The sequence below is a fragment of the Clostridium pascui genome, assembly GCF_016908015.1.
Classification (GTDB): Bacteria; Bacillota; Clostridia; order Clostridiales; family Clostridiaceae; genus Clostridium_AK; species Clostridium_AK pascui.
In genome coordinates this window covers 43,863-68,794 of sequence record NZ_JAFBDB010000010.1, presented here as the reverse complement: position 1 = coordinate 68,794, position 24,932 = coordinate 43,863, and the positions used below count along the sequence as shown (strand labels likewise).

26 protein-coding genes, 1 rRNA gene and 2 riboswitches are annotated in these 24,932 nt (G+C 30.1%); of the genes, 21 read left to right on the top strand and 6 right to left on the bottom strand.

Features of this window, described 5'->3' with window-relative positions; translation table 11 throughout:
• A 5S ribosomal RNA gene (gene rrf / locus JOC70_RS17990) occupies positions 1 to 92 on the top strand; the annotation flags it as partial.
• 84 nt (positions 93 to 176) lie between these two features.
• Here the strand turns inward: rrf and JOC70_RS17985 are convergent.
• Positions 177 to 1,454 (bottom strand): 4Fe-4S dicluster domain-containing protein, encoded by a 1,278-nt coding sequence (locus JOC70_RS17985; protein ID WP_204600248.1) that lies wholly within the window; start codon positions 1,452 to 1,454, stop codon positions 177 to 179.
• 142 nt (positions 1,455 to 1,596) lie between these two features.
• Between JOC70_RS17985 and JOC70_RS17980 the strand changes: the two genes are divergently transcribed.
• From JOC70_RS17980 to JOC70_RS17970, 3 genes are all read left to right on the top strand, one after another.
• Positions 1,597 to 1,983, top strand: coding sequence for an iron chaperone (locus JOC70_RS17980; RefSeq protein WP_204600247.1), 387 nt, complete (start codon positions 1,597 to 1,599; stop codon positions 1,981 to 1,983).
• Positions 1,984 to 2,083: 100 nt separating this feature from the next.
• Positions 2,084 to 2,287: a heavy-metal-associated domain-containing protein gene (locus tag JOC70_RS17975; RefSeq protein WP_204600246.1), complete on the top strand. Its 204-nt coding sequence runs from the start codon at positions 2,084 to 2,086 to the stop codon at positions 2,285 to 2,287.
• 252 nt (positions 2,288 to 2,539) lie between these two features.
• The gene (locus JOC70_RS17970) at positions 2,540 to 2,860 is read left to right on the top strand and encodes a hypothetical protein (protein WP_204600245.1); all 321 of its coding nucleotides are present in this window, start codon (positions 2,540 to 2,542) and stop codon (positions 2,858 to 2,860) included.
• Between the two features lie 119 nt (positions 2,861 to 2,979).
• Here JOC70_RS17970 and JOC70_RS17965 read toward each other — a convergent pair whose 3' ends face one another.
• Positions 2,980 to 3,348 (bottom strand): NifB/NifX family molybdenum-iron cluster-binding protein, encoded by a 369-nt coding sequence (locus JOC70_RS17965; RefSeq protein ID WP_204600244.1) that lies wholly within the window; start codon positions 3,346 to 3,348, stop codon positions 2,980 to 2,982.
• Positions 3,349 to 3,362: 14 nt separating this feature from the next.
• Positions 3,363 to 3,728: an ArsR/SmtB family transcription factor gene (locus JOC70_RS17960; RefSeq protein ID WP_204600243.1), complete on the bottom strand. Its 366-nt coding sequence runs from the start codon at positions 3,726 to 3,728 to the stop codon at positions 3,363 to 3,365.
• Between the two features lie 195 nt (positions 3,729 to 3,923).
• On the opposite strand from JOC70_RS17960, the gene JOC70_RS17955 reads away from it, so the two are divergent.
• The 6 genes from JOC70_RS17955 (at position 3,924) to dapA (ending at position 10,915) form a co-directional block, all read left to right on the top strand.
• Positions 3,924 to 4,457 carry a sigma-70 family RNA polymerase sigma factor gene (locus JOC70_RS17955; RefSeq protein ID WP_204600242.1) on the top strand — a complete coding sequence of 178 codons (534 nt, stop codon included), beginning with the start codon at positions 3,924 to 3,926 and terminating at the stop codon, positions 4,455 to 4,457.
• Positions 4,454 to 5,758: a DUF4179 domain-containing protein gene (locus JOC70_RS17950; protein WP_204600241.1), complete on the top strand. Its 1,305-nt coding sequence runs from the start codon at positions 4,454 to 4,456 to the stop codon at positions 5,756 to 5,758. Before JOC70_RS17955 ends, JOC70_RS17950 begins: the two co-directional genes overlap by 4 nt.
• A gap of 318 nt (positions 5,759 to 6,076) precedes the next feature.
• A complete protein-coding gene (locus JOC70_RS17945; protein WP_204600240.1) occupies positions 6,077 to 6,514 on the top strand; it encodes a MarR family winged helix-turn-helix transcriptional regulator in 438 nt (145 codons plus the stop codon).
• Between the two features lie 101 nt (positions 6,515 to 6,615).
• On the top strand, positions 6,616 to 7,977 hold the full coding sequence (locus JOC70_RS17940; protein ID WP_204600239.1) for an MATE family efflux transporter: 1,362 nt from the start codon (positions 6,616 to 6,618) through the stop codon (positions 7,975 to 7,977).
• A gap of 300 nt (positions 7,978 to 8,277) precedes the next feature.
• Positions 8,278 to 9,672, top strand: coding sequence for a L,D-transpeptidase family protein (locus JOC70_RS17935; RefSeq protein WP_204600238.1), 1,395 nt, complete (start codon positions 8,278 to 8,280; stop codon positions 9,670 to 9,672).
• A 74-nt stretch (positions 9,673 to 9,746) separates the two neighbouring features.
• Positions 9,747 to 9,920: riboswitch (Lysine riboswitch) on the top strand.
• A gap of 104 nt (positions 9,921 to 10,024) precedes the next feature.
• Positions 10,025 to 10,915: a 4-hydroxy-tetrahydrodipicolinate synthase gene (dapA, locus tag JOC70_RS17930; protein WP_204600237.1), complete on the top strand. Its 891-nt coding sequence runs from the start codon at positions 10,025 to 10,027 to the stop codon at positions 10,913 to 10,915.
• Between the two features lie 104 nt (positions 10,916 to 11,019).
• On the opposite strand, the gene JOC70_RS17925 is transcribed toward dapA, so the two are convergent.
• Positions 11,020 to 11,607, bottom strand: a complete 588-nt coding sequence (locus JOC70_RS17925; RefSeq protein WP_243429184.1) for a cupin domain-containing protein — start codon at positions 11,605 to 11,607, stop codon at positions 11,020 to 11,022.
• Between the two features lie 347 nt (positions 11,608 to 11,954).
• Here JOC70_RS17925 and JOC70_RS17920 point away from each other — a divergent pair, with 347 nt between their 5' ends.
• From JOC70_RS17920 to JOC70_RS17885, 8 genes are all read left to right on the top strand, one after another.
• Positions 11,955 to 12,593: a DUF975 family protein gene (locus JOC70_RS17920; protein WP_204600236.1), complete on the top strand. Its 639-nt coding sequence runs from the start codon at positions 11,955 to 11,957 to the stop codon at positions 12,591 to 12,593.
• 115 nt (positions 12,594 to 12,708) lie between these two features.
• Positions 12,709 to 15,366, top strand: coding sequence for a UvrD-helicase domain-containing protein (locus JOC70_RS19580; protein ID WP_204600235.1), 2,658 nt, complete (start codon positions 12,709 to 12,711; stop codon positions 15,364 to 15,366).
• 29 nt (positions 15,367 to 15,395) lie between these two features.
• Positions 15,396 to 16,109 carry a PD-(D/E)XK nuclease family protein gene (locus JOC70_RS17910; protein ID WP_204600234.1) on the top strand — a complete coding sequence of 238 codons (714 nt, stop codon included), beginning with the start codon at positions 15,396 to 15,398 and terminating at the stop codon, positions 16,107 to 16,109.
• A 182-nt stretch (positions 16,110 to 16,291) separates the two neighbouring features.
• Positions 16,292 to 16,666 (top strand): PH domain-containing protein, encoded by a 375-nt coding sequence (locus JOC70_RS17905; protein ID WP_204600233.1) that lies wholly within the window; start codon positions 16,292 to 16,294, stop codon positions 16,664 to 16,666.
• 7 nt (positions 16,667 to 16,673) lie between these two features.
• Positions 16,674 to 17,198 carry a DUF5662 family protein gene (locus tag JOC70_RS17900; protein ID WP_204600253.1) on the top strand — a complete coding sequence of 175 codons (525 nt, stop codon included), beginning with the start codon at positions 16,674 to 16,676 and terminating at the stop codon, positions 17,196 to 17,198.
• Positions 17,199 to 17,366: 168 nt separating this feature from the next.
• A riboswitch (purine riboswitch) is annotated at positions 17,367 to 17,466 on the top strand.
• Positions 17,467 to 17,527: 61 nt separating this feature from the next.
• On the top strand, positions 17,528 to 18,520 hold the full coding sequence (gene add, locus JOC70_RS17895) for an adenosine deaminase (protein WP_204600232.1): 993 nt from the start codon (positions 17,528 to 17,530) through the stop codon (positions 18,518 to 18,520).
• A gap of 268 nt (positions 18,521 to 18,788) precedes the next feature.
• On the top strand, positions 18,789 to 19,526 hold the full coding sequence (locus JOC70_RS17890; protein WP_204600231.1) for a LytR/AlgR family response regulator transcription factor: 738 nt from the start codon (positions 18,789 to 18,791) through the stop codon (positions 19,524 to 19,526).
• 44 nt (positions 19,527 to 19,570) lie between these two features.
• Complete coding sequence (locus JOC70_RS17885; protein WP_204600230.1) at positions 19,571 to 20,818, top strand: sensor histidine kinase; 1,248 nt, start codon at positions 19,571 to 19,573, stop codon at positions 20,816 to 20,818.
• On the opposite strand, the gene JOC70_RS17880 is transcribed toward JOC70_RS17885, so the two are convergent.
• The gene (locus JOC70_RS17880; protein WP_204600229.1) at positions 20,810 to 20,941 is read right to left on the bottom strand and encodes a cyclic lactone autoinducer peptide; all 132 of its coding nucleotides are present in this window, start codon (positions 20,939 to 20,941) and stop codon (positions 20,810 to 20,812) included. The genes JOC70_RS17885 and JOC70_RS17880 overlap by 9 nt on opposite strands.
• Before the next feature lie 4 nt (positions 20,942 to 20,945).
• On the bottom strand, positions 20,946 to 21,509 hold the full coding sequence (locus tag JOC70_RS17875; protein WP_204600228.1) for an accessory gene regulator ArgB-like protein: 564 nt from the start codon (positions 21,507 to 21,509) through the stop codon (positions 20,946 to 20,948).
• 346 nt (positions 21,510 to 21,855) lie between these two features.
• On the opposite strand from JOC70_RS17875, the gene JOC70_RS17870 reads away from it, so the two are divergent.
• The 3 genes from JOC70_RS17870 (at position 21,856) to JOC70_RS17860 (ending at position 24,722) form a co-directional block, all read left to right on the top strand.
• Positions 21,856 to 22,590, top strand: coding sequence for a hypothetical protein (locus JOC70_RS17870; protein ID WP_204600227.1), 735 nt, complete (start codon positions 21,856 to 21,858; stop codon positions 22,588 to 22,590).
• Positions 22,591 to 23,524: 934 nt separating this feature from the next.
• Positions 23,525 to 23,866, top strand: coding sequence for a hypothetical protein (locus tag JOC70_RS17865; protein ID WP_204600226.1), 342 nt, complete (start codon positions 23,525 to 23,527; stop codon positions 23,864 to 23,866).
• Positions 23,867 to 24,242: 376 nt separating this feature from the next.
• Positions 24,243 to 24,722, top strand: a complete 480-nt coding sequence (locus tag JOC70_RS17860; protein WP_243429183.1) for a hypothetical protein — start codon at positions 24,243 to 24,245, stop codon at positions 24,720 to 24,722.
• Positions 24,723 to 24,932: the final 210 nt, after the last annotated feature.

Here is a 24,932-nt window from a genome sequence, read left to right as displayed (position 1 = left end):
CACCCGTACCCATTCCGAACACGAAGGTTAAGCTTCAAAGCGCCAATGGTACTGCCGGGGAGGCCCGGTGGGAGAGTAGGTCGTTGCCAGATAAACAAATAATCCGTGGAAGTTATCCACGGATTATTTTATTTTTTTGTATTATAATGCTATTCATATATGTTATAGTTAAGATCTCAACTGTTTTCTAGAAGTTTAGCTAAATAAACAGATTTCATTTGTTTACGTGCCATTGCCTTTTGAACAGGAGAAAGTTTAAGAATACTTGCAAGGACAGCAGCCATGGCTTTATGACTTAAATGAGCCTGATTATCAAAGATTAAATTTTGAAGCTGGCCCTTTTCTATTGCAGATAATACTGCTCTATGTACAGTGGTTACAGGTGTGATAATACTTTCCTTTCTTCGAATTAGCTTAATAGCATTAACTTTGCAATTCTTCACACAAACCCCGCAGCCAAGACATAAATCTTCAGATAGGTCAGCTACTTTTAAATTAGGTTTTTCTACTGAAGTTTCCTTTATTTTAATTGCTTCCATAGGACAAACTATAGCGCATTTTCCACATCCTATACAGCTGCTTTCATTTATGCTAGGCAAATAACTGGTAGTATTTACAGGAACTAAAAATCCAAATTTCTTTGCAGATACGAATGCTTCACAATGACATTTACAACAATTACAAATGAAATTAGGCTGTTTTTGAACATTTTCTCCACATTGAACTAGGTTATAGTCATAGGACATATTTAAGATATCTAGGGCTTCAGAAGCATCTATTTTTCTAGCATAATTGTGTTTTATAAGAGTATAAGCGGTACTAGAAAAGCTTAAGCAAACCTCCATAGGGGCATAACAATCATCGCCTAAATGATGAGCTTTATGCCGGCAGTAACAAGTGCTAACACCAATGTGCTTAGCATTTTTTATTATGTAACTTGATTTTTCATAATCTAATATATCTATAGAGTTTTCATCATTTAAAACCCTCTCTTGAACAAAAGCTCTACCGAGTTTTGTTTCTGTACCCCAAAATAAATCCTTAGAAAAATCATCTTCCACATTAAGATATTGATGAAATAATTCACTAAGAACCTTTTGATCAAGATGGGTACCAACTCTCATCAAAGCAAATTCAAAAAAACCGGCCATTGGAGGAGCCATCATATACTTTTGCTCTTCCTCATTTTCACATTCAAGATCTAAAATTAATGCCTTAGAAGCCAATGATTGGAGGATGCTCTCAGCTTTGAATTCACTAACTCCCCAAAGCTTACTAGCAGATTTTATGTTAAATGGTTTTATAGGTAGTTTTGCAACCAAGGCTGCTTCTTCTTTAGTAAACATCATGGATAAAATTTTATAAAGTGTTTCAGATGGTGGAGCACCCTGTGGAAACCTATTTAATCTTTCCTCTAAACTTTTATAGGCATCCTTTCCAACTATATGCGACATGCTTTTACCTCCATTTAATTGATAACTATATGATTGCATATGTTGGTAATAAATTCAATAACTTATATCCTTATAAGAGTGAATTTATGGTAAAGTGAATAAAAGGATGATACTACTAAAAAGACTTATGAAAGGAGAAAATATGGAAGAAAGTAAAATTACGTTTAAATCAATTGATGAATACATTATGCAATTTCCTCCTGAGGTTCATGAAATGCTTGAGGCATTAAGAAGAGTTATAAAAGAATCTTCACCAGATGCAGAGGAAAAGATAAGTTGGCAGATGCCTACCTTTGTGCTGCATGAAAATTTGGTACATTTTGCTGCTCATAAAAATCATATAGGATTTTACCCTGGTCCTAGTGGAATTGAGAGATTTAAAGATGAACTATCAGAATATAAAAGCTCAAAAGGTGCAGTGCAGTTTCCTATAGGTAAGTCAATGCCTTATGAATTAATAAGCAGGATAGTTAAATTTAGAGCTTATGAGAATATGAAAAAAGCAGAAGAGAAGTTGAAGAAGAAGTAAAAAAATGCTGGGTAGAATATAGAATGATAAGGTGGATAAAAATATCTCTTTAATTTCATACTAATATTGAAAAACATATATTTATGAAAGGAGAGATAAAATGCAAACATTACATTGTAACGTTTCAGGACTTGCTGGTTCTGAAAGTAAAACTAAATTACTTAATGCATTAGATGAGATACAGGGAGTTCAGGAAGTAGCTATAGATCTTGCTAGAGGAACAGTTGAAGTAGAATATAATCCACCAGCAGACTCTCAGCAAATTAAAAGCTGTATAGAGCATACAGGATACAATATTCAATAGTGTAAGTAGGAACCAGTATATTGGTATAACTAATATACTGGCTTTTATTTTTGGATGAGGTGTACACCATAGAAAAAGACTTGTATTAAGTTTCCTTCAAATAATTAATCCTTGTTTTGAAATTAGGTATAATAAAAGAAGCTTATAGAGAGGATGCCACTGATAGAAGAATTTAAATTGATTTAATTGAGAACTTTGGTACAATGGTATATGATGTAATTGATTCTTATATAAAACGGAGGAGATATATAAATGGAAAATGTAAATAAGTTAATTGATAAGCAATTACCGCATATAACAACCAATACAGTAGTTTTAGTAATTATGGCTATTATTGCTTTTTATATTTTAATAAAGGTGATAAGCGGCGTAATAAAAATAATAGCGTTAATAGCTGTTTGTTGGTTTGTATTAATGACAGTTCAGAGTACAAACATTGTAAATATTCCTATAGTGAAACAAGCTTACGTTAAAATAGAAAAAATAATTCCTTCAAAAGAATTGTGGACAAAAGCTTCTGATTATATTGAAGATGCAGGTAAAATAAAGAAAGCAATTGATGATTTAAAATAAGTGCCACCCACATGGCAAGTGGCAAGTAGTGTGCAGATAACAATTATGAATTGATTGTAATTAGATAATATTTAGAAAAGACATCCGCCAATAGGTAGATGTCTTTTTTAAATGTATAATTAATGGTGACAATCGTGATGATTACAACTATTGTTTACAGAAAACTCTCCTAATTTATTGCTCTTTAATAGCTCAATGTTCTTTAAAACAGTTTCACTCATAACTTTATAAGCTTTAATTCCTTGATTATTTAGTTTCATCAATGCCCCTGCACCAATTCCGCCAACTAAGATAGCATCAACTTTTTCTCCTCCAAGTGCCTTTAGGGGTTGGCACATTCCGTGAGAATGGTTCAAGTCTCCATTTTGAATTACCTTTATTTCTTCATTTTCTAAATCATAGATTAAGAAAAATGGAGCAGTACCAAAGTGATTGAACGCAATACTCTCAAGTCCCTTATTTTCTTCAATAGGAATACATACTTTCATATTAGTTTCTCCTTTTAATCTTTATTTTTTTGACAACATCTATTTTTATCTGATTTACATGTTGCTCTACACTCATTAGGTATATTTATACCTAGCTTACAACCTTCTATGGTATGATCATCATTTATATTTTCAATAAACTCTACTAATTTTAAAAGTACAGGCTCTTGTATATTGTAATGAACATAATAACCAACTTTAACTCCAACGATAATACCTGCATCTTTTAAAACTTTAATATGCTGAGATACTGCTGCTTCGGAAATATTTAAATGTTTTGAAAGTCCTTTAGCACATATTCTTCTTTTAGAAAGTATAATTAATATTTTTAGTCTAGTTTCATCTCCAAGAGCTTTAAATATCTGTACTGTTTGTTCCATTATTTGCTCCTTTGTTTAATTAAGTATTTGCTTAATTAAATGATATTATACTTATTTAAAAGTGTCAAGTAAAAAGTTTCCTTTTTTGGGGGGCCAGACCCCTGGGGGAAATTGTAAGCATTATTTTAAATAATTTTAATAAAAAATGAACCTTTTACAAGGTATAATACTCGTATATATGAAAGAGGTGAGGAAGTGGAAACTATTAAACTTATCAAAAAGGCAAAGCAGGGAGATAAGGATGCACTTATTAAACTCATTATGGATAAAAGAGAAGAATATTACAAGCTTGCTTATGTATATATGAAAAATGGGGAAGATGCATTAGATTCTATGGAAGATATGATTGTAATTTTATATAAAAATATTCACAAGTTAAAAAAAGAGGAGGCTTTTTATAGCTGGAGTAAAACTATTTTAGTGAATTGCTGTAAAAATTCCTTAAAAAGAAGCAGCAAGATAATTTATTTAGAGGATATGAAGGAAGAAGTACAATATGATAATGCACATAACAATACTGTAGAGAATAAAGAGCAGCAGATAATTATAGAGGAGCATATGTCAAATTTAAAAGAAAAACATCAAGAGGTCATAAGACTTAGGTATTTCTTAGACTTAGATTATAATACCATTGCAAGTATGCTAAAGATTCCCATTGGGACAGTGAAATCGCGTATATCCATTGGACTTAAAAAACTAAAAGAAAGTTTAGGAGGTGAAGAGGTTTGAATAAAATAGAAGACATGCTTAAGGATAAAAAGCTGAAAATAGAAGAATTGGAAGTACCTAATGAATTAGAAGAAAGACTAAGGGGGGCTTTATATAAAATGGAGCCTAAAGGGAAAAATAAATCTAAGATTATAGTAAAAATAGCCTCTTTAATTATTGCAGTTTCATTGATAGGCTACAATAGTGACACTCTAGCGTTTTACGGTAAAAAGATAATAGGTTTTGATGAAGTTATGACTAATACACTAAAAGATCTTAATGAGATGGGAAAGGGCCAGATAATAGATAAAAGCTATACTTTCAAAAATGGAGTTAAGGTCACTCTAGATGGAATCATGTTAGATGACAATCAGCTTTTAATGTTTTATACCATAAAAGATCCAAAAGGAAATGTAGATAAGATAAATATAGAGCATAACCCATATATAAAGGGGCTTATAGGAACCTATCATATGGGCAGCGGAGAAGGCAGACGAAATGAAGAAAACACTGAGATAAAGTGGAAGGGACAATATGATAAACCTTATTTATTTGAAAAAACCTTGGAATGGAGGTTTACATTAGTAGAGGGAAATGAAAGAGAAAATGGAGAAATTAAATTTACCTTAGACAGAAACAAGGCCATGGGGAGCAGCTTAAAGAAAACTTTAAATGCAAGCATTAAAATAGATCAAGGAGAAATAGACTTCCAATCTATTGTAGCATCTCCAACCACAACTTATATAAATGGAGAAATTCAAAGCCTATTTGAACTTGCTAAAGATGAACTTTTAGGTGAAGGTTTTAGACCAGCAGAGCTAGACATAAGACTTATAGCCAATGGAAAAGAAGTACAGATTCAAAGTGCAGGCATGAGCACAGATATGAAGGGAATAACATTTAACAACAATTTTGATGCCTTGCCAAAGGAACTTAAGACCTTGCAAATTAAGCTTGTAAGTTTCGCATCAAATAGCAAGGTAGATAAGAAAATAGAACTTTCCAAAGAGAAAAAGGATAAGGTAATTCAAATTTTAGGGCAAAATGTAAAAATAAATGATGTATATGATAAGGATGGGAAGACTTATGTTACAATTACCACAGAAGAGGATGTAGTATTGTCAGAAGTGTACATGATAATTGATGAAAAAAGGGTACAGCTTAAAGAAACATCTCAAGGTAATCGTGATAAGAAGATCGATGGAACTATTAGCTATACTAGAACGCTGTGCTTTGAAGGAAGCGGAGATGAATTGACATTAGAAGTAAAAGGTATTAAATATAATAAGATTTATAATAAAGCCATAGATATATACAAATAGTGCCACCCACATGGCAAGTGGCAAAATCAAAAAGCATCTGCAAAGCAGCAGGTGCTTTTTCTTATGTGTAGTTATTATATTTATGAAACATGTTTTTGAAAATAGGTTATAAAAAAATATGATTTGTTGAATCATAACTTTATAAATATAAAGGAATATGTTCAGGAACTAGATAAAAAATATGATACAGTTGGAAAAGTAAGAAATTTAAAAACATCTATAAGATAACTATAAAAATACTTATTGACAATTAGAATTATAATTATTAAACTATATATAGTTAGAGTCCTAAGTAAAAAATTACAGGAGGGAATTATAATGACTAATTCTAGTAGTTCATTAGAAAATCCATATTCTCAGTTAATTAGGAGTATTGCACTAAAAATAAAATTTAGTGCTGACAAAAAAGTAAATAAATTAGGATTAAATTCCCAACAGGGGCGTATGATAGGTTATATATATGAACATCAGGATAGCGGCATCATTCAAAAGGATTTGGCAGATGCTTTTCAGCGTACAGGAGCAAGTACTACAAGTATGCTTCAAGGATTAGAGAAAAAAGAATACATAGAACGAAGAATCCCTAAGGGCAATGAAAGACAGAAAAATATATATGTACTGCCTAAAGGTGTAGCTTTGATAGAAGATTTTAATAAATCATTTGCCGAAGTTGAAAAAAGTATTACTGCTAGTTTGACTGGAGAAGAAAAAGATACTTTATTAGCTTTATTAATAAAAGTAAATAACAGCCTATAATTTTTTTATATAATATGGTGACATATAATAAGCTATACCCATATAGTTAGAATTCTAATTATATCAAGTCTAATATTAATCTTTTTAAGGGAGGATAAAATATGGAACAAACATTAACAAACGAATATTATTTAGAAAGTGCTCCAATTACAAAGGCAATTGCTCATCTATCTATTCCTATGATGATTGGTATGTCTGTAGGTACAATATATAATGTTATTAACGCGTTTTTTATTGGACTACTACACAATACTGAAATGTTAACTGCTGTTACTTTAGGTTTACCAATTTTTACTATACTAATGGCTTTTGGAAATATGTTAGGAGCTGGAGGCGGTACATTTATAACACGCCTTATTGCAAAGCAGGAGATAGAAAATGCTAAAAAGATAGCAGGATACACTTTTTATAGTAGTATTATAGTAGGAATTTTAATTGCTATAATTGCTCTATTCACACTTACTCCTATTGTTAAGATTATGGGGGCAGATACTTCTACTATTATTGGTTTTACAAAACGCTATTCCTTAACTATGTTTCTTGGTGGATTTTCAATTGTACTTAACTTTGCTCTGGAGCAAGTTGTACGAGCTGAAGGAGCGTCAAGGGAGTCCATGTATGGAATGTTTATCAGTACAGCTTTAAGCCTTTTCTTTGACATTCTGTTTATATTAGTGCTGAAATTTAATGTTGTAGGGGTAGCACTGTCAATGATTTTGGCTAATATAGGTTCATGTATTTACTATGTTTATTACTTAGAAACAAAAAGTGAACATTTAAAAGGATTTATTAGGTATTTTAGTATATCTCTAAAAGATAAAATGGAGATTTATAAAATTGGAGTTTCTGAATTGATACTAACCATTTTTCTTATTATTACAACTCTTCTTTTGAATAATTTTTCAATTGGATATGGGGATAGTGTAGTAGCTGGTTTTGGTATAGCCTTAAGAATTGTGCAGATACCAGAATTTCTTTCAATGGGTCTGTCATTAGGTATTATCCCATTAATAGCATATAATTTTTCCAATAAAAATATCAAAAGGCTGCAAGAGGGTATCAAACAATCAGCCTTATGGATTTTGGGACTGTCAGGTGTCTTTATTACTTTAGTTTATCTTTTCAGAAATACGATAATACGTCTGTTCTCTAATGATCCCTCGGTGTTGAGTATTGGAGTATATATTATGCTAGCTATGCTTATTTCTGGACTGTTTAACGGATTTACCACATTATTCACAGGAATTTTTCAAGCCTCAGGTCAAGGGATACCCTCTATCATTATGTCCGTTACACAAGGTATTCTTTTTATCCCTGTTATAATTATATTGCATAACTTCTTTGGATTGCATGGTATTATATGGTCCATGACTGTTACTGAAATCATTACTTGTATAATGGGAGCAGTAATGTATATTATATTCAATTATAAAATTACAAAGCTGCAATTAAAAACAAGTTAATATTTAAGAAAGAATGGAACTATTCATTTCATTCTCCTTTAACTGATTGCTTAACATTTTGTGTGTAATATTGACCAAGGCTTTTTTAATTCACTGTATCGCAAAACATTGAAGAATAGTGCCACCCACATGGCAAGTGGCAAGTTAAAAAGGCATCTGCTGAATTGCAGGTGCTTTTTTAATTAAAAATTACTATTTTTCCCAAGGGTTTCGTCCCATCTTAAGTTTAAGTTTTAAAATGAGAGATACAAACATATTATAAATTAGTTATTATGTTTAAATGGAAAGGTATAAACCCCTATGAATAATATTAATATAAAGAAGCTTTTTAAAAGTAAGCGTGCGGGAAATGTTATCATTTTAATATTTTCAATTTTACTAGTATATTCAATTGTTTCATTATATTTTACAAAGCATTTCTTTTTCAATACAGTAATAAATGGAGTAGATGTGTCATTAAAAGCCCATGGTGATGCAGATGATATAATAAAAGGATATGTAAATGATTATAAGTTGCAGTTAATAGAAAGAAAGAATGAAATTGAAGAAATAAAAGGAAAAGATATAGGGATGCAATATAATGAAAAAAATAATATTTCTAAAGTTTATTTTAATCAAAGCTCAATTAAATGGATAATTTCAGTATTAAAGGATGAAAAATATTATGTAGATGATTTATTTGTTTATAATAAAGATGATTTAGAAAATAAAATAAATGAATTGAATTGTTTAAATAAAGAGATTGTAGAACCTCAAAATGTAAGTTTTAAATATTTAAAGGATTCTTATGAAGTGATTGAAGAAGTATATGGAAATAAGATAAAGAAGGATAAATTAAAGGCTGATATAGAAATGAGTATATTAAAAGGAGAAACAAAATTAGATTTAAACCAAAATCTTTGTTATGAAAATCCAAATTACACTTTAAAATCGGACAAAACCTTTGAAACTAAAAGTTTACTAGATAAGTATGTACAAAGTAAAATCACATATATATTTGGAAGTGAAAATGAAATATTAGATGGCAATATAATAAGTCAGTGGCTTAGTGTTAATGAAAATTTAGAAGTAGTGACAAATGAAAAGGCAGTTAGGGAATATGTACTGGGACTGAGTAAAAAATATGATACAGTTGGAGTAACAAGAAATTTCAAAACCTCTACAGGTAAAGTAGTAGAAGTTAAAGGCGGAATTTATGGATGGAAGATCAATCCATATGCTGAAGAAAAAGCGATATTAGAAACTATAAAACTTGGTATAGTAATTGAAAGAGAACCTATATATGGTCAAAAGGCTGTATCTAGGGATAAGAACGATATAGGTAATACTTATGTAGAAATTAATATAACAAGACAGCATTTGTGGTTTTACAAGAATGGAAGGCTTATAACTCAAGGTGCTGTAGTAACAGGGAATCCCAATAGAGGAAATTCCACTAAGCTTGGGACTTATATGCTTAACTACAAACAAAAAGGATCAACTTTAAGAGGACAAAATTATGAAGCGGAAGTAACTTATTGGATGCCTTTTTACGGAAATATAGGAATACATGATGCAAGCTGGAGATATTCCTTTGGGGGACAGATATATAAGAGAAATGGAACTCATGGATGTGTAAATGCCCCATTATATTTAGCTAAAACAATTTTTGATAACATAGAAGATGGTACTCCTATTATTTGTTATGAGGAATAGTGCCACCCACATGAGAAGATATTTAGGTTGACAGAGAAATTATAAAATGTTATAATTCCTCTAATTTAACTTAATAATATGGTAGAGGCGCGAGATTCATTAGTAAACTATGTGATACAGTAAGGTGTAGATGAACATAGTTGGAAGGGAAGCTTGCCGAAGAGGATTAAGACCTTATAATTATTCTTCTGGGTATATAGTTAATAGCTATGTAACTGTCATCTTTTAGATGGAGTGCTACTTAAGATATTTCATTTTAGGATTCTTATGGCCAACACTCTATGTGTTGGCTTTTTGTTATACCATTTATTACATGTTAAATAATAATATTTTATTTAGGGAGGACAATAATATGTCAATTTTCACAGGGTCAGGAGTAGCTATAGTAACACCATTTACCGCGGACTTAGAGGTGGACTATGCTAAACTAAGAGAACTTATTGATTTCCAAATTGAAAATGGGACAGACAGTATTATTATTTGTGGAACTACAGGTGAAGCATCTACATTAACTCATGAGGAGCATTTAGACTGTATCAGAGTATGCGTAGAACATGTTAATAAGAGAGTACCAGTTATAGCGGGAACAGGTTCTAACTGTACAAAGACTGCAATATATCTATCCCAAGAAGCAGAAAAATCTGGTGTAGATGCACTATTAGTAGTTACACCATATTATAATAAGGCAACTCAAAATGGATTGAAAGGACATTTTACTGCTATAGCTAATTCAGTAAATATACCTATCATTTTGTATAATGTACCTAGCAGAACAGGATGCAACATACTACCAGAAACAGCTGTTTCCTTAGCAAAAGAAGTTTCAAATATCGTAGCTATTAAGGAAACTACTGAAAATATGTCACAAGTGGCTAAGCTTATGAAGTTAGCAGATGGATGCATTGATTTATATTCAGGTAATGATGATCAAGTTATTCCACTTTTATCCCTAGGGGGCAAGGGCGTTATATCTGTAGTTGCAAATGTTGCACCTAAGCTTACTCATGATATGGTAGTAAAATATTTGGAAGGAGATACATCAGGTGCACTTAAGATACAATTAGATTTGTTAGATTTAGCAGATGCAATGTTCTGCGAGGTTAACCCTATACCAGTTAAAAAAGCACTTGAACTTACTGGCTTTCCTGTTGGAAAACTTAGAATGCCGCTTACTGAGATGGAACCTGCTAATGCAGAGAGATTAGCAAAAGCTATGAGAGAAATCGGAATATTGGTAAAATAGAGCATAAACAATTATATATAACAAGACTTAAAGGGACGATTTTCAACTGGAATCATAAAACGCATGAATAGTTGATAACCGTCCCTTTTAATTTTCAATTAATATTAGTAGCGGTGGTTTTCTTCTGCAGCTTCTGCATCTGCTTTAGTTTCATGAACTGTACCACGTGGATGCTGAGGTGGTGCATAAATAGAGTATAATTTAATTGGCTTATTTCCTGTATTGATTAGATTGTGCCATGTGCCAGCAGGTATGATGAAGGCAAAATCATCATAGACTCTTGCTTGAAAATTCAAATTATCCTTTCTACTACCCATTTTAACAATTCCTTGACCTTCTTCAATACGTATGAATTGATCAAGGTTAGGATGCATTTCTAGACCTATTTCTCCTCCAACATCTATGCTCATTAATGTAAGTTGTAGATGAGTTCCTGTCCATAAAGCGGTACGGAAGTTATCATTTTGTTTAGTGGCCTCTTCAATATTGACTACAAAGGGTTTTGGTCCATAATCCTTTAACTTAAGCAAATCATCATCCTCTGGTTCATTAGAAAAGCCTGGATTGTAGATTGGTTGGCTATTGCAGTAAGGGCATTGGTTCATTTGATTACCATTTCTCATATTATAGGGGTTATACCTTACTGCATTCATGTAATAAGGACAAGCACACATTTTACAAAAGTCACACATATTTAAAATTCCTTTCATAAGCTTTAAACATTTATATTATATGCACTATGTTTAGAAAATGTGCTTTTTTTATGGTGTAATCAGCCAAGTGACAGGTGAGAGATAGTCACCCATTGTTTTGTCAGGAATAATCATGCCCCAAAATAAATAAGATATAAGGTGATTGTGAATAGAGGGGTATATGAAGGGAAACTTATTTTTATCAGCAATTAGAAACGCTATAGTAGAACGCGTAGACGAATAAAGTAAATAAATTGTTAACAAGTTTCATTATTTAATGTATACTTAATAAGTCTGTTGTTAAATTATGAGCTAATTTGGCAAAATTATTTTTTAAGGGGGAAACTATGAAAATAAACAATGAACTAATTAAAGACAATGCTAACTTAAGAATGGATGCAAAAAATCAGCTCAGAGGTAGATGGGGCACAGCGGTATTATTATGCTTTATATTCTCCATTATAACTTCATTATTGGCAATTCCTTATATAGGAGCAATACTAAACTTCTTATTATTAGGGCCACTAGTACTTGGTCTTGGCTCATGTTTTTTAAAAATAGTTAGGGATGAAGTTTTAAAAATTGAAAACATGTTTGATGGATTCAAAAACTTTGGTTCTGGATTTTTATTACAACTATTAATGTCTTTATTTATATTTCTTTGGACATTACTTTTTATAATACCTGGAATAATTGCTATCTATAGATATTCAATGGCTTTTTATATATTAAGTGATAATCCTGAGATTGGTGCAATGGCTGCATTAGATAGAAGTAAAGAAATGATGAAAGGTTTTAAGTGGAAGTTATTTTGTATGTATCTTAGTTTTATAGGTTGGGCTTTACTATGCGTACTTACAGCAGGCATTGGTTTATTATGGTTAATACCGTACATTAACACTTCTATTGCGAATTTTTATGAAAATCTAAAAGAGTCTATGAAACCAGAACTTGAAATAGGAGAAATAAAGGTTTTAACTGAATAGGTATAAAAAGCATCTGTAAAATTGCAGGTGCTTCTTCTTTGAAATTTTTTCCAAAGGTGTGGCCCCTTAATAAATATATATGGTAAAATAATACATAAATGGTTTTAATAAGAGGGTGAAGACTATAAATATTAATGATTTATTTATAAAGAGTGGGTTTAAACCTAATAAAGCCCAAGAAGAGGCTATAGAAAATATTGAGGGGCCATTATATATAGTTGCAGGCCCTGGTTCAGGTAAAACTAGAGTGTTGCTGTGGAGATGTGTAAATTTAATTGTATTTCATGATATTAAGCCAGAAGAAATATTTTTAAGTACATTTACAGAAAAGGCTGCCAAGCAGCTTAAAGCTGGATTGACTTCACTACTGGCATTAGCTGCAGCTGAAACAGGAAAGCATTACGATATTTCTGATATGTATGTAGGAACAGTACATTCTCTATGTCAAAGATTTATTTTAGATAAAAGGTTTAAAAATGCTTTAAAGAAAAAATTACCTACTATAATGCAGGAAATAGATCAATACTTTTATATCAGCAGCAACAAATTTTTAGGTGAAGCTATAACAACATTAGGATTGCCAGAAACATATAAGGAAGATATAAGAGAGTATATGAACCTTAAATCTACTTCAAAAAATGAAATAGTGAATTGTTTAATGTCTGTGTTTAATAGGTTTTCAGAAGAATGTATAGATGCAGATGAAATTATAAATAATAAAGAATCCCATAAAACCCTTTCAATGCTGGGAAAGTTATATAAGTTTTATCTTGAAAGCCTATATATACAACCGAGGAAAACTATAGATTTATCTCTGCTTCAGCAGTATGGGTATGAGGTTCTATGTGTAAGTAGCAATAGCGGAAGTATATTTAAACACGTTATCATAGATGAATATCAAGATACCAATAATATTCAGGAAAAAATATTCTTTAAGCTGGCAAGAGGGTTTAAAAATATTTGTGTTGTTGGGGATGATGATCAATCCCTTTATAGATTTAGAGGAGCTACCGTTGAAAACTTTGTTCAATTCCATACTAAATGTAAAACATACATTGGTGTTGAGCCTAAGAAGATGAAATTAAATATTAATTATAGGTCTAGAAAGAAGATAGTTGAGTATTATACAAGTTTTATAGAAAAAGAAAACTGGGAAAATGAATTTATTAAGGGGCGATATTATAGAAATGTGGACAAGAATATAAAGGCCTACAGCAGTGATGATGGAGCTGCTGTTGTAACTACTGTAGGGGATACGCCTCTTGGGGTATATAAGGAAATAGTTAGAAAAGTAAAAGAGATGATAGATAAAAAAATAGTTTCAGACCCATCAGATGTGGCAGTGTTATTCACTTATTTAAAAGGAAATGAAAATGCATCAAAATTTAAGGCGGTCTTTGAACAGGCGGGGATAAAAGTTTATGCACCTCGTGCAGGGAGATTTTTAGATAATCCAGAACCAATTCATATGTTTGGATTAATGATTTATTTATTTGGCATACCTGAGGTGGATGAGGAATTTAACAAAGGAAAGCAGAAGGAATTTAACGATTGGATACAAAAATGTTACTTTTCAGCAGAAGATATGATTGGTGAAGATTATAAGCTTAGAAACTTTATTGATGAAACAATTATTGAGCTGGATGATTTGAAGAGGGATTATGTTGAGATATGTAACCATATGAGCAAACTGAATATTTCCTTTGATGATTTAGTAAGCAAGAAAAGTTTTGCTGAGTTTAAGAGAGGGGTAATAGGTAAATTATCAGAAGCGGGAAAAAGGGAAATAAATAAAAAATCATTGGAGAAAATTATTGATAAAAAGCTTAATGAAGGAAGTAAATTAACCTATAGATGGCTAGTTAATAGGATAAATTCTTTGGATTGGAACTTAATGGATTTATTTTATAAGTTATGCGGCTTTTATAGATTTAAAAAGATTTTTGATAATGCTGAAGAGGGAATTGATGAAGGTCCTATTTATAATTTATCTAATATAACTAAATATATTCAATTCTTTACTCAAAATAATAATTTTGGATTGATTACAGGACAAGCTTTACAGGAAGAAGCCTTTATAAAAGTGTTTATAATGTCTTACCTAGGATCACTATATAAAAGAGAAGAAGGAGATTATGAAATTAAGGATGAACCCATACCAAAGGGAAGGGTATCATTTTTAACTATACATCAATCAAAGGGATTAGAATTTCCAGTGGTTATTTTAGGAGCAGTGCCGCCAGTAAAAAATACTAAAAACAGATTGGAAACCATAGTAAGGCCTTATTTACACGGGGAGTATGAACCATTAGATAAGATATCTTCCTTTGATAAAATGAGATCATATTATGTTGCATTATCTAGAGCAGAAAACTTACTTGTAATACCAAACTTTAGGGGCAGGGGCCAAAACATGCATCCATATTTTAAAGAGGATATTTTAAGCATGGAATTACCATTAATAGAAAGCTTAAATGTGAATTCAATACCTAAAGCTAAAAAGAAAAAGGATGAAGTTGTAGAAGTTTATTCCTACACCTCTGATTATTTGGCCTATAACGAGTGCCCGCGAAAATACATGATTTATAAAAAATACAATTTTGCTCCTGCAAGAAATACCACAACTTTCTTTGGAAATTTGTTAAATAAAACTTTAGAAGATATTCATAAGCATTATATGGAATTAAGTCATGAGGGAGAAGAAACTAAAGAAACTAGAGAGGTAACATTGAAGGAAATTGAGAATGAATTTTCTTTAGTCAATAGCGGCTAGGGACTATAAAATAGGGGGGAACTTATAGCATGAATATGGACAAGCTAAGGGAATTGTTTGAAGATAATTTTGAAGAGTTAAAATTTGAAACAGGGCGTTCTATAAATTCAAATATGAAAGAGTTTGCATGGCAGCAGGTTAAGTTATATTATGAAAAACTAGGGGAAGTAGCTAAGGACATAACAGAATCAGAGATTAAGCTCACACTTCCAGAGCAAGTAACACCAAAGGGTAAAAAATACACCATAGAAGGCAATGTAAGTATTGGGGAAAAAGAAGATAAAATAACTATGTATCATATAAAATCCCATAGCTATGATGAGGTTGAAAACAATAGAGAACTATACAGAGGTCAATTAAACTTGTATGCTTATATGTGGAAGAAGCTAAAGGGTACTCAAATAGACAATATGGCCATAATAGCAACTGCACCACCTACAGAGCTTAGAGAGGCAATAAATAAAGGTGATGAGGGTTTAGTAAAGGTATTAATAGACAGCTGGAATCCAGTAGTAAATTTAGATTTTGATGATACAGAAGGGGAAAAGCAAATACAAAGCTTTGGTGAAACCGTTGATAAAATTGAGGAGAGACAATTTAAAGCACCACCCTTAGGAAAATTAAAGGAGATAAAGCAAGGACAAAAGGCAGCTTTTGGAACAGCCGTATGTAGACATTGCGATGCAAGATATTCATGCAGGGCATATGAGAAAAGTGCCACCCACGTGGCAAGTGGCAAGTGAAGAAGGCATTTGTAGAGTATTGCAGCCTCTTTTTTATGGAGGCATCACTTTTAAATCTAAAACTTCTCCATTTTAAATGTTAAAAACTTAAGTGTTATAAATATAGTTCATAAATGGTATAATTAAGGTGAGATTTAAGTTAAGTTGTATAGTAAATGAAAAGGAAATATGGAGGAATTAGAATGGGATTATTTAGCGGAATGATGGGAAATGCATCTAAGTGTGATGCAGCAGATGTAGAGAAAGAATATGGACATTTATTAGCTGAAAATGAAAGCGTTGATAAAGCTTATAAACTTATAAGAGATATGATTATCTTTACAAACAGAAGATTAATATTCATCGATGTACAAGGTGCTACTGGCAAGAAGGTGGAATACCATTCAATACCATATAGCAAAATCAATCATTTTAGTGTGGAAACAGCAGGGCACTTTGATTTAGATGCAGAGCTAAAGATATGGGTATCAGGAATGGCACAGCCAATTGAGAAAAAGTTTAATAAAACAGTAGACATATATGAAGTTCAAGCAGAGTTAGCAGAGCATGTTAGCTAAGTCAATTATAAATGGAACTAATCATTTTAAGACAATTACAGCCCACAAAATGCTAGTAACTAAATATTGTTTTAAAGTCGGGCTGTATAAGCAAGGCATTCTTCATGATTTATCAAAATACTCCTGGATAGAATTTTCTGCAGGAGTAAAATACTTTAGAGGAAATATGAGCCCTAATGGGATACAAAAGATGAAAGAAGGATATTCTAGAGCATGGCTTCATCATAAGGGAAGAAATAAACATCATTTTGAGTATTGGCTTGACTATGGAATGAAAATTACTGATGGATTAGTTGGAATGAAGATTCCAGTGAGCTATGTAGTGGAAATGTTTATAGACAGGATGAGTGCTTCAAAGAATTATCAAAAACAACAGTATACAGATAGGGCAGCCCTTGAGTATTATAATAGAGGGAAGGATTATTGTATCATACATAAGGAATCTAGGGAATTATTAGAACTTCTTCTAAATAAACTTGCGGATGAAGGGGAAGAGGCGACATTAGCTTTTATTAAAAATAAGATTTTATAGTGCCACCCACATGGCAAGTGGCAAGTTGCAAGTTGCCATGTTACAGTAATTATTGATTTATGGGTTAGTCTATGACATTATAACAAACTTATGAATGTAAAAAAAGGTGATTATGTTTTTTTCCTTGACATCAAAAGTGAAATTTAGTACAATTTCATAAACTTAATATTTTAAATAAAACTAAAGTTTCGTATAACCCCAATAATATGGTTTGGGGGTCTCTACTAGGAACCTATAATTCCTAATTACGAAGAAAATATATATTTTTTTAACATATATTTTCTTTGTGATTAGGAGTTTTTTTATAAATATAGAATTAGGAGGATACCATGAGTTTTGAGAATTTGCCTAAAATTGAACTTCACTGTCATTTAGATGGAAGCCTTAGACCAGAAACAATAATTGATATAGCACGGAAAGAGGGGATTGATATTCCTTCCTTTGATAGGGGTGAAATTAAAGGGCAGATTACTGCGCCACTAAAATGCACCTCGCTTAATGATTACTTAAAAGCATTTGTAATTCCAAATTTAGTAATGCAGTCAAAGGAAAGCTTAAGGAGAATTACTTTTGAACTTTTTGAAGATGCTGCAATGGAAAATGTGAAATATATGGAGGTAAGATTTGCTCCTGTGCTTCATACGTTAAAGGGATTAGAAATAGAGGAAGTAATACAAAGTGTTATAGATGGGATTAGGGATGCAGAACAGAAATATGATATAAAAGGAAATGTAATACTATGCTGCATGAGACATATGTCTGCAGATAAAGCTTTTGAAGTAGTTGAAAAAGGTAAGGAGTTTCTAGGAAAAGGAGTTGTTGCAATAGATTTAGCCGGGGGAGAAGAAGAGGGATTCTGCAGAAAGTTTGTGGAACCAATAGCCTTAGCTAGAAAATATGGATATAGAGTAACAATACATGCAGGGGAAACTGGAATAGGTAAAAATGTATTAGAAGCAGTTGAGCTTTTAGGTGCAGAAAGAATTGGGCATGGAGTATTTATAAAAGATTGCCCTGAAGCATATAAGATTGTTAAAGAAAAAAATATTGCCCTTGAGATATGCTTAGCAAGTAATGTGCAAACAAAGGCAGTTAATAGCTTTAGAGAGCATCCAATATATGATTTTTATAAGGATGGAATAAAAGTAACATTAAGCACGGATAACAGAACTGTATCAGATACAAATATGACTAAGGAATTTGAGATAGTATCTAAAGAATTTAATATTAGTTATGAAGATTACAAACAAATTTACTATAACAGTGTTGAAGCAAGTTTCGCTGATTTAGAAACAAAAGAAAGATTGAAGAAATTGATATAGTGCCACCCACATGGCAAGTGGCAAGTTGATACCTTGAGAGAGCATGGGTTTTATAGCCCATGCTTATTTTTTTATTAGCCTATGTAAATTCACTGCATAAATTGCATAATATTGACACATATAACCATATTTTGTGGTAAAATCGAATGGTGAGTATAAAATATCGGCGAAATATTTAAAAGCTAGAAAGTTAGGGTAAAAATCATGAAAAAAATTCAATTAACCTTATAGCTTTTTTTATAATTTACTATAGGAGGATAACTTACCAATGAAATCTATTCTTTTAGTCGAAGACGATATTAACCAGCGACGAAATCTTAAGAAGATGCTGCAAGAAATAGATTGCGATTTAAAGATTTATGAAGCGCAAGATAAAGATGAGGCCTTAGAAATTTTAAATAATGATACTATAGAATTGTTTTTTATAGATATTTCTTTAAAAAATTCTTCAGGATTGGATCTTGCATTAGAACTTAGAGAGATAGCTAAATACGAGTTTAGTTGGATTGTTTTCTTAACTACTCACGTTCAATATATGCTTAAGGCTTTTAAGGAAATTCACTGTTATGATTATATTATAAAGCCTTATGAAAAGGATGAAGTAATTAAATTAACGAAAAAACTCCTATCAAGTACATATATAAATAATATACCTATAAATGAAAGAAAATATGCAGTTTTTGAAATTAAGAAAGGAATTAGTATAAGAGTATATATAGATGAAATTATCTTTATTGAGATGAGTCTTAGGACATGCGTTGTACATACTACGCAAGGAAAGTATGAAATAAAAAGATTAACTTTAAAAAAAGCATTAGAGTTAATTAACTCTGACGATATTATGCAGTGTCATAAGTCTTTTGCAGTGAACATTAATTATATAAATCGAATTGAAAGTATATCAAGCAGATTGAGCAATATTTATTTTGATAATTATAATAAAACAGCTCTTTTGGGGTATATGTTTAAAAATATAGTTGAGGAAAGATTTTATTCAATTCAATAGGCATTATTAGGTTTGAATTAAAGTTAAAAGGCGGGATAGAATAAATGAGCATAGCTAAAGAGTTTATTACTACAGTCGTTGAGTTAAGCGCTTTTATGATACTGTGGAAAAAATTTAGATTAAAAGAAGAAAAAACTTTTTTAAAAGATATAATCATAATATTAATAACTTCATTTGTAGTGGCTGTAACAAGTGATATGAAAATTTATTATAATATGATCTTTAGTTTTTTAGCCTATATTTCTTTAGTTTCATATTTTTATCGCAAAAAATTTACTGCAGTATTCTTAGAATTTTGTTTGTTTTTAACAGCTATAATGATATTACAATTAATTTCTATGTTTACCTTAAATATTTTAAATTTAAACAAATATTTAAATCCATTTTTATTTAATTTATGTGCTAATTTTATTGTGCTCATTATTGTGATAGTTATATATTGTCTAGTTCCAGCTAAAATTAATATTGCAAGAATAGATTCTAGAATTGTTTATTATTTTATAGTTAATCTTACTGTATATATAATAGCTTTTAAAATAATTTGGAGTTATGATAAGAATATTATCTTAGATAATATAGCGGTAATTATTTCGATACAAGCTGTTTTATTTGTTTTAAATTTAATTCTATACTATTACATAATAAAGATGAATGAAGAAAAAAAGACTATGCTTATACAAAATACATATAATCCTATTATAAACAACATTATAGAGGAAGTTAAAAGTAAGCAGCATGATTTTAAAAATCACCTAAATACTATAAATGGATTAGTGGAGTTAGCTGATGAAAAAGAGATAAAGGCTTGTGTAAAATATTATATAAAGTCATTAAATTATTCCACTAAAAGTATGGAGGATATTTTATATATTAATAATCCTATATTAGGTGCAGTAATATACAATAAATTATGTAAAGCTGAAAATATTAATATTGATTTTTCATATTTTGTGGACAACAATTTGAAGGAATTAAATATCAATGATTATGAGCTTTCAGAAGTGTTAAATAATCTTTTAGATAATGCCTTTGAAGCTGTTGATAACAGTAATAGAGAAGTTATATTAAGGATAACAAATGAAGATGGAAAAAATATTATAGAAGTCAGAAATAAAGGAATAACAATAAAGCCTGAAAATATTTCTAAAATATTTAAAAGAGGATTTTCAACTAAAGAAGATAAAAATCGAGGATATGGACTGCATAATGTAAAAAAAATAGTTGAACTTATTGGAGGTGAAATTCAACTATTTTTTGAAGATGATTATACAATTTTTAAAGTATTAATCTAATAAACTCTCAGGTATATCAGGCTCACCTATGTAACCCATAGAAGCTGTAGTAGCTATAATTTTTGATAAAGATATTAAAAATAATCCTAAGACTTGTACCATTAAATGCTTCTTGCTTTTCATTGATTTACTCCTTTCTTATTTGTATTAGCTGTATTACTTGCAATACTATTGTAATAAAGCCGCAGTTTAAATAACTTATATCCTTTATATAAAATAATAGAATATATAACCAAAATATTGTGAAGAAGGTGGAGATAATTTTTAAATTACACTTTCTTCTTTTGTTTTTAATAGGTCTTTTTTTATTTGGATAAGGTGATTTTAATGCAACTATAAAAATGCTTAATAATCCAGCTATATAATAAATTGAAATATTGATTTTAGGTAAAATAGGCCCAATCAAGCAAGTAACTAAAAAAAGTAATGTGGACCATAATAAACATTTAATTGTAGTATTACAGTGATAACCACCTGAAAAAATTCTAATAGAAAATAAAATCATAACTGAAAGTAAAAAATAGTTTACTCTTCCAAGTATCAAAAACAAAAGTAGTAATATAGCTGTTTTAAATAATTCATTAAAGATAGCTTGCAATGAGTAATTTATTTTTTCTAAATCATCAGTGTTTTTAATATCACTATTTTTCTTAATATAAGAAGTCATTTTATATGCTAATTCGTTTATCATTTTTCGATCACCTATTAATTCATTATTTGAAAAATAACATAAATGCTAATAAATATCAATAGAAATGGCACGAAACGTAAAAAAATGAGCATGAAAAGAATTTTTATTCCGTTTATGTCCAAATTTTTACGTTTCGTGCCAAATGGATTAACATTTTTGCTTATATATGCTAATTTAATTATGTCATTAATATTGCTAAATTTAACTTTAAAAGCTAAAAAAGAAATTAACTAACTTATAAATATCAATTGAATTATAAAAGCAAGAAAATAAGTACTTTTTATATAGTTTAAAGCATGTGGCCGCATGTTAAAAAATAATAAAATGTAGAAAAGGGGAATTACAAATGAATAAAAAGTTAAAAGTTATGTCATCAGTATTATGTGGAGCATTAATTGTTTCTAATTTAGGGGTTACAAGTGTTTATGCTAAATATAACTCTGCAAATGTATTAGTTAACAATGGACAAGCCATTACCTATAGCAAACAGCTTAGTTCATCAAACAATGATGACATATTTATTTTCAAAAATGGCAAATTTATTTATAATGAGAATTTAAATTCAGAAGGATTTTCAGACGAAAATATTCAAATGTTTAAAGATATTACTTTGGAATTAAATGACTTAATGCAAAAAAATTATTTTACAGTTAATCCAAAAACATTGGATATAAATTTTAATAAAAATATATTACAGAATGCTTATACACAAAATAGTATGTTTAGGACAAGTTTACGTGGAATAAGTGATTGTAGTTATTATAAGAACAGCCCTGATTGGGAACTTGCCTGGTCATTCAGTAATTATGAAGTTAACCTAATAGCAGCGGCGTTTGGTAAAGTTGAGGGAAGCGGTGTATCTAAATTATCAAGTGCTTTAAAAAAGTTAGTTACAGATAATCTTTTAAAACCTATGCCAGCAAAAATCCTAGTAGGTGTAGCAACTGCATTATGTTTGATGGGTCTTACAAATTTCCTTGAAGCTAATAAAGGTAATGGTGTTGATGTATATCATTATAATAATCCTTACGATACAACTGAAGGAAATGCAATATATATGTTTGCGTGTCGTTGCAGATAAATAATACATTATGAGTATTAATATATTATTTATATTAAAACAATTGCTTATAGGATTTTTGTATTGGATATTTACATCAGTATTTTTTAACCTAGCAACTGATTCTAATAATATATTTTTTATTTTATTTTTATGTTCCTTATTTTTAGGTGCTTCTATTTTATTTCATAAAAAAAGAGATGCAAATGAAACTAAAAAGGAGATTATTATAGGGGACTGTATAATAGTGATAACTTTCATATTTCTAAGTTATATCTTTGGAAATGCTATGGATTACTTACTTTTCATTTTAAGAAAGTAAGAATAAATAGAAACATCTTGTATACTTTTCTCATCTTATACAGTGTAAAACATGTGGCTGCATATAAAAAAATAATATAAGTATAACATAGTCATGCTAAATAAAAGTAATAAAACTCTAATAATTAAAAAAGTAGAAAGCGACTTCAAACTTTTAAAGAAAATATTGTATTAACTAAAATAATATAAAATGTTGGTAAATAAAAGCTAATCTAAATCTAGGTTAGCTTTTATTTATGTGCAAATTATGGACTATACACAGGACCCCAAACTTATTAATTTGTTCCGTTTATGTCCAGATTTTTACGTTTCGTGCCAAATGCATTAACATTTTTGTTTATATATGTTAATTTAATAATATCATTTAGATTATTGCAATGAGCATTTAAATGAAAAGATTAAAAGTTAATCTTTTTAGATTAGTAAAATGAATGCTTTTGAATTGTAGACAATCTACAATCTAAATATGAAAGGAGGTGTATTTATGAATATGAAGCTAAAGCTTCAAAACAATAGCTTGCGATAATTTGGATGGCATATAGATATTGTATATTGAGTTAATTGTAAGTATTGTTTTTTTCTATCTGTATTCTAGTAACTCAAAAGATGAATTTAAATTAGAGGAGTGAATGTTATGAAAAAAATATTTTGTTTGATGTTAACACTTATGATGGCTTTTGGGGGATTTGGCAATGTATTTGCTGCAAGCCCAGATATTAAGTTATCCAAAACAGAACGAATGGAAAATGATATCAAAAATGAAATTAATATAACAAGAAAAGAAATATATAGGCAATTGGAACAACAAGATGCTTTAATTCTTATGAAAGTGTATGAAGATATAATTTATCCTCAAATAGAAAGACAAATAAGGGCTGAATATGGAGAAGAAGTCAATACATCAAATGGGACAAGCACGTTAATGGCAACAAGCTCATTATCTTACTATGCTCCAAATGGCGGACTGGTAACATAGTTATCTCCTGTAAGCGGTTATCAACCTACAGAGGTAGCAATCACTTGCTTTGACAGGGATGACTCATATAGCTATTTACTTAAAGTTAGTTCTTCTTTTACTCTTAAAGATGCACTTCTTACTGTATTAGGGTATGTTCCTAATGAAATAGGAATTATTAGTTCTTCTATTTTAAACATACAAGGATTTAAGGATCGTGAAGCAATTAAACAGGTTGACAATGCTGGTGGATGTGCACAAATAATAAACACTTACAGCAGAGAGTGGGGAACAAAGGCATCATTGCTTACTGGATGGAGTGATCGTTATTACATTAATGTTCCATCTTCTGCTACCAATGTTACCATTACACGATTTTAATAAGGGGATTGGTATTATGAAAAAATATAAAGCGTTAATGATTTCTTTAATTTTTATAATACTATTTAATGTTTTCTTTATAACTATGTTAATTTGTTATAAAGATATTATAGTTTTACCAACTAACTTTTCTCTTACAAATGTGACCAAGGAATATTATTTTTGGTACTTAGATAGACCTCGTATAAATAACGAGTCAGTTATAATTGGTATAACTTCTGTTGTAAAATTAATATTTTCATTAACCTTTTTATTAGACTTTTTCTATATAATATCTAACAAGAAGTATATGAATGTAATTGGGAAAAAGAATGTAATAATATCTATAATTATTGCCTTTGTTATTTATTGTTTAAGTTTTATTTTGATAAAATACAAGGCTGAACATTATAGATTATTTATGGATCTTATTTCAACAGAATTACTTTCTCTAGTAGTGCTGAATTTGGTTTTAACATTTAAAAAAGAGTATAAATATTCAATAGAAATGAAGTGATAAACTAAAATAATATAAAATGCGGTAAATAAAAGCTAATCTAAATTTAGGTTAGCTTTTATTTATAGGTAAATTATGAACCATACACTAGCCCCGAACTTATTAAATTGTTCCGTTTATGCTCAAATTTTTACGTTTCGTGCCAATTGGATTAACATTTTTGTTTATATATGTTAATTTAATCATGTCAGCAATAGTATTCACACGGAG

Coding starts and splice junctions, on each gene's coding strand:
- JOC70_RS17880 (WP_204600229.1), bottom strand. CDS start 20,941: ATGAAAAGCAAGAAGCATTTAATGGTACAAGTCTTAGGATTATTTTTA.
- JOC70_RS17885 (WP_204600230.1), top strand. CDS start 19,571: ATGAGCATAGCTAAAGAGTTTATTACTACAGTCGTTGAGTTAAGCGCT.
- JOC70_RS17970 (WP_204600245.1), top strand. CDS start 2,540: ATGGAAAATGTAAATAAGTTAATTGATAAGCAATTACCGCATATAACA.
- JOC70_RS17980 (WP_204600247.1), top strand. CDS start 1,597: ATGGAAGAAAGTAAAATTACGTTTAAATCAATTGATGAATACATTATG.
- JOC70_RS17945 (WP_204600240.1), top strand. CDS start 6,077: ATGACTAATTCTAGTAGTTCATTAGAAAATCCATATTCTCAGTTAATT.
- add (WP_204600232.1), top strand. CDS start 17,528: ATGAGTTTTGAGAATTTGCCTAAAATTGAACTTCACTGTCATTTAGAT.
- JOC70_RS17910 (WP_204600234.1), top strand. CDS start 15,396: ATGAATATGGACAAGCTAAGGGAATTGTTTGAAGATAATTTTGAAGAG.
- JOC70_RS17860 (WP_243429183.1), top strand. CDS start 24,243: ATGAAAAAATATAAAGCGTTAATGATTTCTTTAATTTTTATAATACTA.
- JOC70_RS17935 (WP_204600238.1), top strand. CDS start 8,278: ATGAATAATATTAATATAAAGAAGCTTTTTAAAAGTAAGCGTGCGGGA.
- JOC70_RS17985 (WP_204600248.1), bottom strand. CDS start 1,454: ATGTCGCATATAGTTGGAAAGGATGCCTATAAAAGTTTAGAGGAAAGA.
- JOC70_RS17975 (WP_204600246.1), top strand. CDS start 2,084: ATGCAAACATTACATTGTAACGTTTCAGGACTTGCTGGTTCTGAAAGT.
- JOC70_RS17925 (WP_243429184.1), bottom strand. CDS start 11,607: ATGTGTGACTTTTGTAAAATGTGTGCTTGTCCTTATTACATGAATGCA.
- JOC70_RS17960 (WP_204600243.1), bottom strand. CDS start 3,728: ATGGAACAAACAGTACAGATATTTAAAGCTCTTGGAGATGAAACTAGA.
- JOC70_RS17865 (WP_204600226.1), top strand. CDS start 23,525: ATGAAAAAAATATTTTGTTTGATGTTAACACTTATGATGGCTTTTGGG.
- JOC70_RS17940 (WP_204600239.1), top strand. CDS start 6,616: ATGGAACAAACATTAACAAACGAATATTATTTAGAAAGTGCTCCAATT.
- JOC70_RS17875 (WP_204600228.1), bottom strand. CDS start 21,509: ATGATAAACGAATTAGCATATAAAATGACTTCTTATATTAAGAAAAAT.
- JOC70_RS17905 (WP_204600233.1), top strand. CDS start 16,292: ATGGGATTATTTAGCGGAATGATGGGAAATGCATCTAAGTGTGATGCA.
- JOC70_RS17870 (WP_204600227.1), top strand. CDS start 21,856: ATGAATAAAAAGTTAAAAGTTATGTCATCAGTATTATGTGGAGCATTA.
- JOC70_RS17890 (WP_204600231.1), top strand. CDS start 18,789: ATGAAATCTATTCTTTTAGTCGAAGACGATATTAACCAGCGACGAAAT.
- dapA (WP_204600237.1), top strand. CDS start 10,025: ATGTCAATTTTCACAGGGTCAGGAGTAGCTATAGTAACACCATTTACC.
- JOC70_RS17920 (WP_204600236.1), top strand. CDS start 11,955: ATGAAAATAAACAATGAACTAATTAAAGACAATGCTAACTTAAGAATG.
- JOC70_RS17965 (WP_204600244.1), bottom strand. CDS start 3,348: ATGAAAGTATGTATTCCTATTGAAGAAAATAAGGGACTTGAGAGTATT.